At 61.7% G+C, this 15,306-nt stretch carries 7 protein-coding genes; 4 read left to right on the forward strand and 3 right to left on the reverse strand.

Translation table 11 applies throughout. The features are described from left to right. Nucleotides 1-135: 135 nt before the first annotated feature. The gene (gene mltF / locus G7025_RS10715; protein WP_181078870.1) at nucleotides 136-1,596 is read right to left on the reverse strand and encodes a membrane-bound lytic murein transglycosylase MltF; all 1,461 of its coding nucleotides are present in this window, start codon (nucleotides 1,594-1,596) and stop codon (nucleotides 136-138) included. Between the two features lie 286 nt (nucleotides 1,597-1,882). On the opposite strand from mltF, the gene purL reads away from it, so the two are divergent. Further along, nucleotides 1,883-5,779 (forward strand): phosphoribosylformylglycinamidine synthase, encoded by a 3,897-nt coding sequence (purL, locus tag G7025_RS10720; RefSeq protein WP_181078872.1) that lies wholly within the window; start codon nucleotides 1,883-1,885, stop codon nucleotides 5,777-5,779. Between the two features lie 4 nt (nucleotides 5,780-5,783). After that, nucleotides 5,784-6,095 carry an NGG1p interacting factor NIF3 gene (locus G7025_RS10725; protein ID WP_181078874.1) on the forward strand — a complete coding sequence of 104 codons (312 nt, stop codon included), beginning with the start codon at nucleotides 5,784-5,786 and terminating at the stop codon, nucleotides 6,093-6,095. A 67-nt stretch (nucleotides 6,096-6,162) separates the two neighbouring features. Here G7025_RS10725 and G7025_RS10730 read toward each other — a convergent pair whose 3' ends face one another. Further along, nucleotides 6,163-11,910, reverse strand: a complete 5,748-nt coding sequence (locus G7025_RS10730) for a membrane-targeted effector domain-containing toxin (RefSeq protein WP_181078876.1) — start codon at nucleotides 11,908-11,910, stop codon at nucleotides 6,163-6,165. Between the two features lie 520 nt (nucleotides 11,911-12,430). On the opposite strand from G7025_RS10730, the gene G7025_RS10735 reads away from it, so the two are divergent. Both G7025_RS10735 and G7025_RS10740 read left to right on the forward strand, forming a co-directional pair. Next, the gene (locus G7025_RS10735; RefSeq protein WP_181078878.1) at nucleotides 12,431-13,069 is read left to right on the forward strand and encodes a DUF6036 family nucleotidyltransferase; all 639 of its coding nucleotides are present in this window, start codon (nucleotides 12,431-12,433) and stop codon (nucleotides 13,067-13,069) included. Then, nucleotides 13,053-13,505: a hypothetical protein gene (locus tag G7025_RS10740; protein ID WP_181078879.1), complete on the forward strand. Its 453-nt coding sequence runs from the start codon at nucleotides 13,053-13,055 to the stop codon at nucleotides 13,503-13,505. The genes G7025_RS10735 and G7025_RS10740 overlap by 17 nt, the downstream gene beginning before the upstream one ends. A gap of 88 nt (nucleotides 13,506-13,593) precedes the next feature. On the opposite strand, the gene nagE is transcribed toward G7025_RS10740, so the two are convergent. Then, on the reverse strand, nucleotides 13,594-15,300 hold the full coding sequence (gene nagE, locus G7025_RS10745) for an N-acetylglucosamine-specific PTS transporter subunit IIBC (protein ID WP_181078881.1): 1,707 nt from the start codon (nucleotides 15,298-15,300) through the stop codon (nucleotides 13,594-13,596). Between the last annotated feature and the right edge of the window lie 6 nt (nucleotides 15,301-15,306).

The raw sequence follows: 15,306 nt of genomic DNA on the forward strand, positions 1-15,306 counted from the left end.
ATGTGGGAGAGGGCTTGCCCTCGATGATCGTTCCCACTCCGCGTGGGAACGCCGCTCTGGGCGCTCTGCGTCCGCTCTTAACGTCGTGACGCAGAGCGTCACCGGATGCATTCCCACGCGGAGCGTGAGGAACGATCATAACGGCGGGGTTTCTTCCGGCGGCTTGGTCTTGTCCACACCCGGCACATGCAGGTTGCCTTCGACCACCTGGTTGCCTTCCAGCTGCGGCTGGGTCACCCAGGTGAGGATGTCGTAGTAACGCCGGATGTTCGCCACGAAGTGCACCGGTTCACCGCCGCGTGCGTAGCCGTAGCGGGTTTTGCTGTACCACTGCTTCTGCGACAGGCGCGGCAGCATTTTTTTCACGTCCAGCCACTTGTTCGGGTTCAAGCCTTCTTTTTTTGCCAGCAGCCGCGCGTCGTCCAGGTGGCCGGTGCCCACGTTGTAGGCCGCGAGGGCGAACCAGGTGCGATCCGGCTCGGCGATGCTGTCGTCCAGTTCGTTTTTGATCCTGGCCAGGTACTTGGCGCCGCCCATGATGCTTTGCTTGGCGTCCAGCCGGTTGGACACGCCCATTGCCTGGGCGGTGTTCTGGGTCAGCATCATCAGGCCGCGCACGCCGGTCTTGGAGGTGACCGCCGGCTGCCAGAGTGACTCCTGGTAGCCGATGGCGGCCAATAGGCGCCAGTCGACCTTTTCTTCCTTGGCGTAGGCCCGGAAGTGCTTTTCGTACTTGGGCAGGCGCTGCTGCAAATGCTGGGCAAAGGTGTAGGCGCCGACGTAGCCGAGCACATCGACATGCCCGTAGTAGCGGTCTTTGAGCCGTTGCAGGGTGCCATTCTTTTGCACCTTGTCGAGGTAACCGTTGATTTCGTTGAGCAGGCTGTTGTCGTCACCGGCGGCCACGGCCCAGCTCTGGTTGCTGGCATCGCCCAGGTCGAACGCGACGCGCACATTGGGAAAGTACACCTGGTTCATCGCCACTTCGTTGGAGTCCACCAGGGTCAGGTCGATTTGCCCTTCGTCGACCATGCGCAGCAGGTCGACCACCTCGACGGCGTCGGATTCTTCGTATTCGATGGCGGGATTCTGCTTTTTAAGCTCGGCCAGTTGTTCGGCGTGGGTGCTGCCCTTGAGCACCATGATCTTCTTGCCCACCAAGTCCGCCGCATTGGTCGGGCGCGACTGGCCGTTACGGTAGATAACCTGCGGGGTCACTTCCAGGTACGGGTGGGAGAAACGTACCTGCTGCTGGCGCTCCTGGCTGCTGACCAGGCCGGCGGCGGCGAGCACCGGGCCGTTGGGTTTGCCCAACTGGCCGAACAGGTCGTCAAGGTTGTCGGCGGTCTCGATTTCCAGCTTCACCCCCAGGTCATCGGCAAAACGCTTGACCAGTTCGTATTCGAAACCGGTTTCACCGTTGCGGTCCTGGAAATAAGTCGCCGGGCTGTTTCGGGTAATCACCCGCAATACGCCATCCTCCTTGATTCGCTCGAGCGTGCTGGGCTTATCAACACAGGCGCTGAGCATCAGGAAGAGTCCGGTTGCGATGAGCCATCTGGCGCATCGCGGGCGCAAAGCAGTTGGGGAGAACATCTGCGCAGTATACGCAAACGGCCCACGGCGCCATATCTCGACAGCGGCGGACTTGTCTGCTAGCGCCGCTGAAACTGTGCTGCAGCCCGCAGAAATGGGCATTGGCGGGCGATTGTGACGGTTAAAATAACTGCGCCCAATAGCGGCGATAACGCGTCGGCGGCCTGCAATGTTGGCCAACTGACGTTCGGCAGCGGCCAGCGGTGCCGTTTCGGGTGCCGTTGGCGGCGGTTTACGCTAGAATGCACGGCCTCAAAGCACACCCCTTCCCGAGGCTGTCCCGAAGATGTTGATCCTGCGCGGCGCTCCTGCCCTTTCTGCCTTTCGCCACAGCAAACTCCTTGAGCAACTGAGCCAGAAGGTTCCAGCTGTTACAGGCCTGTATGCTGAATTTGCTCACTTCGCCGACGTAACCGGCGTCTTGACCGCCGACGAACAGCAAGTGCTGGCACGCCTTCTGAAGTACGGTCCCAGCGTTCCCGTTCAAGAGCCCACCGGCCGCTTGTTCCTGGTTCTGCCACGGTTCGGCACCATCTCGCCCTGGTCGAGCAAGGCCAGCGATATCGCCCGTAACTGTGGCCTGTCGAGCATCCAGCGCCTGGAACGCGGTATCGCCTTCTACGTCGCCGGGCAGTTCAGCGACGCCGAAGCCGAGCTGATCGCCAGCAGCCTGCACGACCGCATGACCCAGATCATCGTCGGCCAGCTGGAACAGGCCGCCGGCCTGTTCAGCCACGCCGAGCCCAAGCCGCTGACCGCGATCGACGTGCTCGGCGGTGGCCGCGCCGCCCTCGAGAAGGCCAACACCGAACTGGGCCTGGCCCTGGCCGAAGACGAGATCGACTACCTGGTCAACGCCTTCAACGGCCTCAAGCGCAACCCGCACGACATCGAACTGATGATGTTCGCCCAGGCCAACTCCGAGCATTGCCGTCACAAGATCTTCAACGCCAGTTGGGACATCGACGGCGAAAGCCAGGAAAAAAGCCTGTTCGGCATGATCAAGAACACCTACGTGATGCACAGCGAAGGCGTTCTGTCGGCTTATAAGGACAACGCCTCGGTGATCGTCGGCAGCGTTGCCGGCCGTTTCTTCCCGGACCCGGAAACCCGCCAGTACGGCGCGGTGCAGGAGCCGGTGCACATCCTGATGAAGGTCGAGACCCACAACCACCCGACCGCGATTGCCCCGTTCCCTGGCGCAGCTACCGGTTCGGGCGGCGAAATCCGTGACGAAGGTGCCACCGGCCGTGGCGCCAAGCCCAAGGCGGGCCTCACCGGTTTCACCGTGTCCAACCTCCAGATCCCGGGTTTCGAACAGCCTTGGGAAGTGCCGTACGGCAAGCCTGAGCGCATCGTCACCGCGCTGGACATCATGATCGAAGGCCCGCTCGGCGGCGCGGCGTTCAACAACGAATTCGGCCGTCCGGCGCTCACCGGTTACTTCCGTACCTTCGAACAGTCCATCACCACCCCGCGTGGCGACGAGGTGCGCGGTTACCACAAGCCGATCATGTTGGCCGGCGGCATGGGCAACATCCGTGAAGAACACGTCAAGAAAGGCGAGATTCTGGTCGGCTCCAAGCTGATCGTGCTCGGCGGCCCGGCAATGCTGATCGGCCTGGGCGGCGGCGCGGCTTCCTCCATGGCCACCGGCACCAGCTCGGCGGACCTGGACTTCGCTTCGGTACAGCGCGAAAACCCTGAGATGGAGCGCCGCTGCCAGGAAGTCATCGACCGTTGCTGGCAGTTGGGTGACAAGAACCCGATCAGCTTCATCCACGACGTCGGCGCGGGCGGCCTGTCCAACGCCTTCCCGGAACTGGTCAACGACGGCGACCGCGGTGGCCGCTTCGAACTGCGCAACATTCCAAACGACGAGCCGGGCATGGCCCCGCACGAAATCTGGAGCAACGAATCCCAGGAACGCTACGTACTGGCGGTCGGCCCTGACGACTTTGCGCGCTTCCAGGCCATCTGCGAGCGCGAGCGCTGCCCGTTTGCCGTGGTCGGCGAAGCCACTGCCGAGCCGCAGTTGACCGTCACCGACAGCCACTTCGGCAACAGCCCGGTGGACATGCCGCTCGAAGTGCTGCTGGGCAAAGCCCCGCGCATGCACCGTTCGGCGGTACGTGAAACCGAGTTGGGCGATGATTTCGACCCAAGCGCCCTGGACCTGGCCGACAGTATCGAACGCGTGCTGCATCACCCGGCCGTGGCGAGCAAAAGCTTCCTGATCACCATCGGCGACCGCACCATCACCGGCCTGGTGGCCCGTGACCAAATGGTCGGCCCGTGGCAGGTCCCGGTGGCTGACGTGGCCGTCACCGCCACCAGTTTCGACGTCTACACCGGTGAAGCCATGGCCATGGGCGAACGTACCCCGCTGGCCCTGCTGGACGCTCCGGCGTCGGGCCGCATGGCCATCGGTGAAACCCTCACCAACATCGCCGCGTCGCGCATCGGCAAGCTGTCCGACATCAAATTGTCGGCCAACTGGATGTCCGCCGCCGGTCACCCCGGTGAAGACGCGCGCCTGTACGACACCGTAAAAGCGGTCGGCATGGAGCTGTGCCCGGAGCTGGGCATCACCATTCCGGTGGGCAAGGACTCGATGTCCATGGCCACCCGCTGGAACGAAGACGGCACCGACAAGAGCGTCACCTCGCCGCTGTCGCTGATCGTCACCGGTTTCGCGCCGGTCACCGATATCCGCCAGACCCTGACCCCGCAACTGCGCATGGACAAGGGCACCACCGACCTGGTGCTGATCGACCTGGGCCGTGGCCAGAACCGCATGGGCGCCTCGATCCTGGCGCAGACCCACGGCAAACTCGGCAAGCAGGCCCCGGACGTCGACGACGCCGAAGACCTCAAAGCCTTCTTCGCCGTGATCCAGGGCCTCAACGCCGACGGCCACCTGCTGGCCTACCATGACCGTTCCGACGGCGGCCTGCTGACCAGTGTGGTCGAGATGGCCTTCGCCGGTCACTGCGGCCTGAACATCGTGCTCGACAGCGTTGCCGAGGATGCGTCCGAGATCAACGGCATCCTGTTCAACGAAGAGTTAGGTGCGGTGATCCAGGTACGCCAGGACGCGACCCCGGATGTGCTGGCTCAGTTCAGCGCCGCCGGCCTGGCCGATTGCGTGGCGGTGATCGGTCAGCCGATCAACAACGGCGAAATCAACATCTCGTTCAACGGCGACACCGTGTTCACCGGCCAGCGCCGTCTGCTGCAACGCCAGTGGGCCGAGACTAGCTACCAGATCCAACGCCTGCGCGACAACGCCGACTGCGCCGAGCAGGAATTCGACGTGATCCTGGAAGAAGACAATCCGGGCCTGAGCACCAAGCTCAGCTTCGACGTCAACCAGGACATCGCCGCGCCGTACATCAAGAAGGGCATTCGCCCACAGGTGGCCGTGCTGCGTGAGCAGGGCGTCAACGGTCAGGTGGAAATGGCGGCTGCGTTCGACCGCGCCGGTTTCAATGCGATCGACGTGCACATGAGCGATATCCTCGCCGGTCGCGTCGACCTCAACGAGTTCAAGGGCCTGGTGGCCTGCGGTGGTTTCTCCTACGGCGACGTGCTGGGTGCCGGCGAAGGCTGGGCCAAGTCGGCGCTGTTCAACAGCCGTGCCCGCGATGCGTTCCAGGGGTTCTTCGAGCGCAACGACAGCTTCACCCTGGGTGTGTGCAACGGTTGCCAGATGATGTCCAACCTCAGCGAACTGATCCCGGGCAGCGAGTTCTGGCCGCACTTTGTGCGCAACCGCTCCGAGCAGTTCGAAGCCCGCGTGGCCATGGTGCAGGTGCAGGAGTCCAACTCGATCTTCCTGCAAGGCATGGCCGGTTCGCGCATGCCGATCGCCATCGCCCACGGCGAAGGCCATGCCGAGTTCGCCAGCGAAGAAGCGTTGCTCGAAGCCGACCTGTCCGGCACCGTGGCTCTGCGATTCGTCGACAACCACGGTAAAGTCACCGAGACCTACCCGGCCAACCCTAACGGCTCGCCGCGCGGGATCACCGGCCTCACCAGCCGCGACGGTCGCGTGACCATCATGATGCCGCACCCGGAGCGTGTGTTCCGTGCCGTGCAGAACTCGTGGCGCCCGGAAGAGTGGGACGAAGACGGCGCCTGGATGCGCATGTTCCGCAACGCGCGCGTGTGGGTGAACTAAGGCGGTGTACAAGCTCAGCTTCTTCGTGCCCGACAGCCATGTGGAGACGGTGAAAGCCGCCGTCTTCGAAGCCGGCGGCGGGCGCATCGGTGACTACGACAGCTGCGCCTGGCAAGTGCTGGGCCAGGGCCAGTTTCGCGCGTTGGACGGCAGCCAGCCGTTTATCGGGCAAGTGGGCCGGGTTGAAGTGGTCGAGGAATGGAAAGTTGAGCTGGTGGTGGCGGATGAACTGATCGGAGCGGTGGTGGCCGCGCTCAAACTCAGCCACCCGTACGAAACGCCGGCGTATGAGGTATGGCAGCTGGCGGACTTTTGAGCCGCCCGCTGCAACCACGGGAAACCCGCTGGGCCGTCTGGCCAGCGGGTTTTTTGTTGACTGCGTTTCAGGGCGCGGGTGTCAGGTGCACCTCGGCCTTGAGCGTTTCGATCAGAATGTCTTGGTCTTCAAAGCGCCGTGCATCGAAGCCCCAGCGGTTGATGAAAAACAGCCCGTTATCGTCCACCTGGATGGGTGTGGAAATAATCTCTCCCGTGTTGGAGTGATGCAGCAAATGGGTCTCGGCGGCCGAAGGGCGCTCGATCAGGAAGTGACCGCGTTGGTTCAGGCGTGACCGGTCAACCGGGACAAAAGGCGCAGGCGCCTCCCTGGTGGCGACCTCGACCTCCAGCTTGAAGTCGCTGCGCACCGCCTTCCAGCGTCCGGGCATGCCTTCTTGCTTGGCCTCCCAGAAACCAGGATGAATGCGTTTGCCCAAGCCAGATGCGGTGTCTTGCACATGCAGGCTGACTGCATCCTGCAGTTGCACCAGGCCGGGAACGCTCTGGTAAGTATTGGTATGCGAGCTGCCGACGAAGGCCACCCACTTATGAGGACCGTGGCGGGCCTGGTCGTCTTGAATAACTCGCGAGGCGAAGTAGTTGAACATCTGTGTCCGGGATTTGCCATTGCCGCGCAAGCCGCGCAGGTGATAGCTGGCGGTGCAGTCCAGTGCCCGTACGCGAATACCGTGCTTGGCCGCAGCCTGGATGGTGTTCGAGTAGGTATCAAGGCCCCTATACCTAGGCATATGGCCGCCGTCTTGAGCTTTCAAATAAGACTTGAGACGTTCCGGAAAGCGTTGAGTGCGATGGAATATGTCCAGCTCGGCCTGGTGCAAATCCGTCAGCAGGTGTTCGACGTAGAGTGTCTGGAAGCCTGCTTCCTTGATGCTTTTCATATGGGTCCTGAGCAGCGCTTTGCTTGACTGTGCATTGTGCGCTTCACCGATCACCAACCCGGAGAAAGGCCCGTCCGCCACTTGCTTGAGAAACGATTCCAGCGTTACCTCGGCCGGTACCGTCGGCAATATGGGGCGCGGTGCGGGCGCATAGTCGGTGAAGAAGTGCTCGGCGGCTTCCTTCAGGCGTGAGCGGGTTTTCTGGAAGGCATTGAACGCCTCGACGTGAAGTGGGCTGGAGGGCCCGTAGCGGGTGTCCAGGCCGCGGGGGTGCATCGACAACTCGGCCAGGGTTGCATGATGCTCGGCTACTGAATCGAACTCACTGAAATGCTGCGTCGCCGCACGAGGGCTAGCAGCGGAGGCGGGCGGCGCTTCGGCGGCCTTGTAGGCGGTCTGCAGCGTGAGCTTATAGTCGCCCTTGGCCAAGGCATCCCCCGGTATGGCTCCGGCGGCGTCCGCCCAGATACCCACCGGTTGGCCGGCGGAGACGTCTTGAATGCGCAACGCGATGGTTTTATGCAGGTCCGCAAGCCCGGGCACCTGTTCGAACGTGCTCATGCGGGTCTGATCCACCAGGGCCACCCAGCGTTCATCGGGCGCGGCGGCGACGTCGGCTTCGAGCAGGCGATGCGAGTAGAAATTGCGCAAGTTGTTGCTGCGCGGGGTGGTGGGCGCGGTCTCACCCAATTGCAGGGCGTCTTCCAATTGGTATGACGTCGAGGCATCCAGCGGCAATAGCTTCACTCCTTTTTCACGCGCCTTGCGCGCCAGGGCCAGGTACGAGTATTGAGCGCCCTGGCTGAAACCCAAGGCCTTGTCGACGGCCGCCAAGTGTTTTTCGATATGCCGCCAGGATTTACCGGCGTTGAACTTATCCAGCTTGAGGCGGAACACATCGGCCGGCAGGTATTCCACGTACAGGCGCTTGAGGCCTTGTCGGACCAGCGCATCCATGTTGTCGATCAGGAACTGCTTACTGGCGATGGAGGCGGCAACCTGGCCGATGATCCAGCCTGAACGTTCTTTGAACAACTGCTGGATGATGTGTTCGGCGCTGGCACTGGCCTCGAACAGGAGCACGTCGACACGCGGGACAATCGGCTCCAGCGCATCGAAAAAAGCCTTGGCATCGCGGGTCAGCCGTTCAACCTGCTGCAGGTAGAGCGTGCGGATCGGGCGCAGTTCGTCGATGACTGTCGGCAGAGCGTGCAACGGGCTATTGGTCGCCCACTCGCTTTGTGCCATCAGGTCGGCCTTGAGCTGCGGGTCCATTACCCGTTCAAGATCACGCCAGTGTTTGGCAGGCATTTCATAAGGCTTGAGTGTCTCGGGCGAGTTCGGGAGTTTTTCAAACTTGGGCGCGCCGCCCGACACGCCACTGCGCACCCATCCACCGTCGGCGGTCGGCGTTGCCAGGCGGGTGGTCGACCGCAGTTGCCCGCTGGTCGGGTCCAGTCGGTACAACAGGTAACGCCCCAATACATCCGGTGTTTTGGGCGCCCAATGTGGCTGGCCGTAGAAGAGCACCGGCTGCATGTTCGAGAGCGCCGGCCGGGCGCTTTCCAGGGTCTGCAGGCGGTTCATGGCCCGGGCATGTTCGGGGCTGGCGGCCGGTAGGCGCGACGGACGGCTAAATCGTGGCAGTGCGCGCAACGCCGGGCGCAGGTCGGTCAGCAGGCCGCCGGCGCTGTTGAACAAGTAGCCCATGAAGTGCTCAAAGGCGCCAGCGTTGTCGCCCTGGTGATAAGCGTGCAGGGCGAGCATGGCGTCCTTGAAGGCCAGCAACAGGCCGGTAGCCAGACTCACGAGCGGGAAGGGGGCGGTGGCAACGGCCGCTATCCACTCCACACAGCTCCAGACGATCGCGCCGATCATCTGCGTGCGGTCCGATGTCGAACCTCGGACGTCATCGATCCGGCGCTGCAATTTCATGTTGTACAAGGCTTGGCGCAGGTCGAGCAGTGGGGTTACGCGACGGGTGGAGTCGTAGCGCGCAGGGCTGATATCGGTTTTATTCAGGTGTTCAGGCAGCGCTTTGCGTGCGTTTTCCAGGAAGCTTCGCATACGAACCTGGGACTGTCGGGCCATGCGACTGCAAAGGTACTCGATCATGCCTGGCTGCTTTTTCAACAGGTAATTGAACTGCCGCGCTTCGCGAAACTGAATGCCATCCGGAGCCTGGGGCGTGTAAAGCAGGACGGGGTTGTCGGCATGGCTGAACAACAGGGTATCGATTACCCATTCACCGTCCACCATCAGGCGGTGGATGGCGTAGTTGCCACGGGTGCGGGCCGATGTATCGCCCAGGCTGGCGATGCTTTTTTCCAACCAGTCCAAGTCCACTGCGGCGATGTGCCCTTGCAATCGCGATTCCAGCGCGGCGCTGTGCATGTGCAGCTGGGTGATCGCCAGGGTTGCGTTGCGCCGGTAGGCATAACCCTGGCTGTCTGGGCTCAGTAGTTCAGCGCGGACTTTGTCGATATACCGTTGGCCGATCCATACCCCCGTGACCGAGCGCGCTACTGTTTGCGCGGTCAAGGTGCTCAAGTCGATGCCTTCGGGTCCCTTGAACGTCGCCGAGCGCGAGAATTTTTCATCGAGAAAACCGATGCCATCGGCATAGCCATCGCGGAACAACTGGGTGTATGTCAAGGGTGGCGGCGTCCAGGTGCCCACCAGCGAAGGTGGCGAGTAGGCCCATACCGTATCCGGATCGACATCGTTACCGGAACGCCCCAGCAATTGGTTCAGTTGCCGCTTGGCCTGTTCGTGCAGGTACGTGGTGAAGCTGGGAAACGTCGACAGGGACAACGGTTCGTCGGTGTAGGCGCGCAAGGCGCCCTCGGCATCCTCGGCCAGCGTCAGGAGTTTTCGCCTGATAGCCTCGGTGGTTGAGCGATACCAGGCCGGTGTGCCGAAGTCGTAGTCATCCGTGCGCGTGGTGAGCACGTGTTCGGCCATGGATGTCAGGCACTGGCGCTGGCTGTCGGCCGGGCTGAAGGTGATTTCGGCGTATTCCTGTGCATGGGGCTTGAAGCTCAGGCCGGTGAGCACTTGCTTCATGGCTTTTTGAAAGCGCAAGGGCACTCGGCTGATCAGGTAGTCGGTCAGCGTACCGGGCGCGGCCTTCACGCCATTGTCCATGGCCCACCCCAGGATGTGCTGCTGGCAGGCCCTGTCGGAATCAAACACCTGGAACTGTTGCTCGCGAGGCGCGCCTGGCGTGCACAACAGCACGCGGGTGACGTGGCCCTGCGGATTTTTCTGGCGCAGTGCCCACATGTCTTGAAGCTGGGCGCCGTGGAGTGAGAGCGTGTTGGCGCTGAGCACCGTGGTGCTCTCCGGGGTGTCGGGACCTTGGCGCAGGCGCTGGATCAGTTGGAAATCATCTTCACCGAGGTGGCCTTGCAGCACGGCGATGTAGGCAAGGGCGTTGATCCGCTGTTCGAGCAGACGTTCGATAGCGTGCCGCACTTCTTCCCGGTGATGCAGCTCGTGCTGTACAGGGGCGAAGGCGACACGCGGGTGCAGGGTTTTCAACTGGTCGACGAGCCATGTCGGGGTCAGGTCAGCGTAGCGCTCGGGCAATGGCGCGTCATCGCAGGTGAGCGTGGTCTGGCTGAGGAAGTCCGAGCCGAACTGTTCGTCGCCGTCATGCAGGCCGCGCAATGCCAGCTCAGTCAACGTATGGGTCTGCTCGTAATGCCCCACGCCTGTAACGAAACGGCGCGTGCTGACTTGCAGGTGTTCCGGCTCCAGGTCGTGGATAGCCAAATCATCGCTCAAACGCTCAAGCCACTCATGGCGTGCCAGGGTGTGCGGGGTGGCGGCGGGGCCGAGCAGGCTCAACAGGGTGTGGCGCGCCTGGTCGTACTCGGCCAGGTGCTGCGCCAACGTCGCACGACGTGCCTCGCTGGCGCTGCGGTACCAGGCCGGGGCGCTGTAGCGCAGGCAGCGTTCGAGCAAGGCCTGGGCGCGCAGCTCCAGGCGCGCATCGAGGTCGGGCAGGGCGGCGGCGATGGCGCGGTCCAAGTCGTCGATCAGTTGCGCAGCGTCCTGCGTGGGGTTGTCGGCCAGGCTCAGGGCTCGCTCGACATCCGCGCTGCGCTTGTCGACCAGCGCCTGGAACGTGTGTTCGAACAGCGGTTTATCGACGATGGGCGACAGCATCAACGGCCAGATGCCGGCGGCCGTCAGCGCCTGGTAACGGGCCGGCAGCAGGTTCATGAACTCCTCGCGGCCGCTGCGGTGGTCGAGGCTCTTGAGTAAATGCTTATTCAGGTCGGCCAGCGAGTCGAATGACTCGATCCCGCGCAGCGGGGTGAACAGCATCACCTGGCCCACGCCTTGCGTCGTGGTCAGCGCAGTCACTACGGGGCTGTTGAGCTGCGTGACGACGAACGCGCCGGCCAGCTCCACCGTTGCCTGCTGGTAGGTGAACTGCAACGCGTACAGCCCGGGGCGCAGGGTCGGGCCCAGCGGCACTTTGCCGAGGATTTCACCTTCCTGCGGGTGCAGCAGCCGATCCTGCACGCCGAGCCTGGCTTCGTTATCCAGGGCAGTAAAACCCGCCTCAAAGACCATGAAAGACTTGCGTGGCTTGCCATCGACCTGCTCCCGCAGGTCCATTTCCAGCAGTTGCTTATTCAACGTGGCCTTGAGCTCGGCAAGCAGGGTTTGCCCGCCGGCGCTTTGCAGGTCGAGGTTGTGCAAGGCTTGGTAGTGGCTGCGACCCTTGGCGATGAACGCTTGGTGATAGGGCTTGAGGATACCGTTCAGGCGCTCCAGGTAACGCAGTTCCTGCGACGGCTCGGCCTGCGGCAGCAACGGTGCCTGAGCCTTGAGCAAATGATGGCCGATCTGGTTGAGGTAGCCTTTGATGTCGTCAAAGGACGGGCTGGTCGTGCTCACGGGTACGCGCTCCATGCGAGGGGTAGAGCCCTCAGCATGGAGAACCGTGGTGGGCGGCAGGCCGTAAATAAGTAGCGGGATCAGGCGCAGGGGCGCATGGGAACTGTCAGGTCGGCGGGCTTGCCGGTGACGGCCATGGGGTATCTACACAGCTTCGGTGAACATAAGCTGAGAAATGAGGTTCTTGTGGTAAGCAGGCTTGCCCTGCGCTGGGCTGCGAAGCGGCCCCACTCCAGACAATGTGGTTTTATCTGGCACACCGAGGCGCTTGATTTGGGGGCTGCTTCGCAGCCCAGCGCAGGGCAAGCCTGCTCACCACAGAGTTATGTGTCAGCCTTCAAAATTTGCGGATACCTATGCTGTGACTGCGTTGGAATAGTCGCTTCGGACATTTCCGACAAGTCTTTCAGGTTGTCTCTCGGAACCTGCCTCAATAGCCTCCCACGGTCGCTGAAAAACGGCGATCGGGATTTGAATTCAATGCCCGTTCAGCAACGTCGTATCGGCTTGAGATTCAATAATGAAGTTTCCGGATGTCGTCGTTCCGCGCCTAAATACTCGCACGCCTCTTGGGCAGGCGTTGATTTCAATGTTCAAATCCATCGAAGCGGAATTGATACTTGAGGGCGCTAAGCCTGGCGCGGTCAAGGTGATTGTCTTTGGAGGTTGTGCTGTGCACTTGTACACGCACCATCGTATTTCTTCGGACGTTGATGCGGAGATTTATTGCGTGAGTTTTCGGAACAAACTGCGCCTTCAGACACTGTTGGCAGAATTTCCCGAGCAATTTTTCGACGAGCAGTCTGGGCGCGTGATGGAACTGAACTATGACCTTCAATACCACACTGGCTTCGGCCCACTTCATGAAGATTACTGGGAACGAAGTCTACCTCTGGAAGAGTTTCCTTTGGAGTCCGTACTGCATCTGCATATAGCTGCACCGATTGATATAGCAATCTCAAAATTGGGCAGGGCCACTGATCAAGATATAAGCGACATCATGGCGTTGCTGAGGACCGGTTTCATCCTGACCACTGAGCTCCATGGGCTGGCGTTGCAGGCGATTGATATGTATGTTGGCAACAAAGAGCAGCCTAGATCCATTCTGAGCAATATCTTGCACGATTATCTGGAGACTACAGATGGCGAAGCCTTTTAACGGTCCCGTCCTCTCGTCCGCCTTGGACACGCTGGTCAAAAGTCCTTTGAATCAGGCGGATGACGAGACGCTGGTAAGTGCAGCGAAAGCAGTGTGGTACTCGGACATGAATATTGTGGGTGAAGTGGAGAGTTTTCTGGACGCTCACTCAAGCGAATTGGAGCTTCGTCGCGCAGGTTATTTGCTTGAACGCTTCACACGGTTTTCGTGTGTGACCGATAGCCGGGTAAAGGAGGCGTTGAAGGCTCTTGAGCTGTTTTCAGTTTCAGCCACCAAGCAAGACGTGAAGCCACAGGGCACCGTCGCGCTGCGCAGCCGCCGTGATGAACTGGCGGCTTCCTGGGGGCTGAGTGAGGGGCTGGGTTTGAAGGCTCAGGCGTTGATGCCTTTTCAGACTCGCCATTACGAAGCGCAACAACGCGCGGCGTCTGTGTAAGCGCTTTTCGCGATTAAAAAACCCGGCTCAGGCCGGGTTTTTTATTCAGAGATGTCTTCAGTTTTCGCAGATTCCTCACAATGAAGCTTTAAGCCCCCGTCCTGATCTGCTGAGCACCGACCAACCGCTCCAACGCCTCGCCCAATCCCGGTGCCTTGTCACCCATCAACAGGTGCCAAACCCCGTTTTCCAGTCGGCTGACACCCTGGCAACCCAGGGCAGTGAGATCAGCTTCGGACAACACCGAATCGTCCCTCAGCGCCACCCGCAATCGCGTCATCGCCACGGCTTCCAACTGCCGCACATTCTCTCGGCCACCCAGGGCGCTCAGCCACTTTTCGGCTTCCTGCACATCCACCGTCAGCGGTTTATCCACAGGCGCTGCCGCTGCCGGCGTGCTGCCAACAAAGGACGGCATAGCGAGGCGAATTTCATCGGCGATGCTGTCGGCCATCGGCCCGACCACGACCTGCAAACTCCCACCATTGCCGGGCCGCACCATGGCCATGGCGCCCAGCGCTTTGAGGTCGGCATCCACCGCCTTGTTACGGTCGACCATGTCCAGGCGTAGACGCGTGGTGCAGGCGCCGACGCTCAGCAGGTTGTCCGCGCCGCCCAATGCACGGATGTACGCCGTGGCGCGTTGGTTGTCGCTCATCGTTTCAGCCTGCGCCACCTGGATATCTTCACGGCCCGGCGTCTTCAGGTTGAAGCGGCGGATGCAATAGCTGAATACCGAGTAGTAGATCGCCGCATACGCCAGCCCCACCGGCACCACCAGCCAGCCGTTGGTGGACTTGCCCCAGCCCAGCACCATGTCGATAAAGCCACCGGAGAAGGTAAAGCCCAGGTGGATGTTCAGCATGTTGGTGATCGCCATCGACAGGCCGGTCAGCACGGCATGGATCAGGTACAAAAACGGCGCCAGAAACATAAAGGCGAATTCGATCGGCTCGGTCACGCCGGTCAAAAATGAGGTCAGCGCCATCGACAGGAAAATCCCGCCCATCACCTTGCGCCGCTCCGGCAAGGCACTGCGGTACATCGCCAGGCACGCGGCGGGCAGGCCGAACAGCATCACCGGGAACATGCCGGTCATGAACTGGCCGCCCTTGGGGTCGCCGGCAAAATAGCGGGTCAGGTCGCCCGTCACCACCGCGCCGGTGGCCGGGTCGGTAAAGCTGCCGAACACGAACCAGGCCATATTGTTGAGGATGTGGTGCAGGCCGGTGACGATCAGCAGGCGGTTGAACACACCGAACACAAATGCGCCGAGGCTGCCGCTTTCCATCAGCAGCACCCCGAAGCTGTTGATGCCGTGCTGGATCGGCGGCCAGATCAGGCCGAACACCACGCCCAGGCCCACGGCCGAAAACCCGGTGACTATAGGTACAAACCGTCGCCCGCCGAAGAACGCCAGGTATTCCGGCAACTTGATGTCCTTGAAGCGGTTGTACAACGCGCCGGCCATCAAGCCGCTGGCGATACCCGCAAGCATGCCCATATTGATGGTGCTGTCCATCACCTTGAGGGTGGAGATCATCACCAGATAACCGATGGCCCCGGCCAATCCGGCGGTGCCGTTGTTGTCGCGGGCAAAGCCCACGGCGATGCCGATGGCGAAGATCAGCGCCAGGTTGGCGAAGATCGCCTGGCCGGCGTCGTGCATCACCGCGATGTTCAGCAGGTCGGTGTCGCCCAGGCGCAGCAAGAGGCCGGCGATCGGCAGGATTGCGATCGGCAGCATCAGTGCCCGGCCCAGGCGTTGCAGGCCTTCAATGAAGTATTGATACATGGCGTG

The organism is Pseudomonas lurida, assembly GCF_013522705.1.
Taxonomy (GTDB): domain Bacteria; phylum Pseudomonadota; class Gammaproteobacteria; order Pseudomonadales; family Pseudomonadaceae; genus Aquipseudomonas; species Aquipseudomonas quebecensis.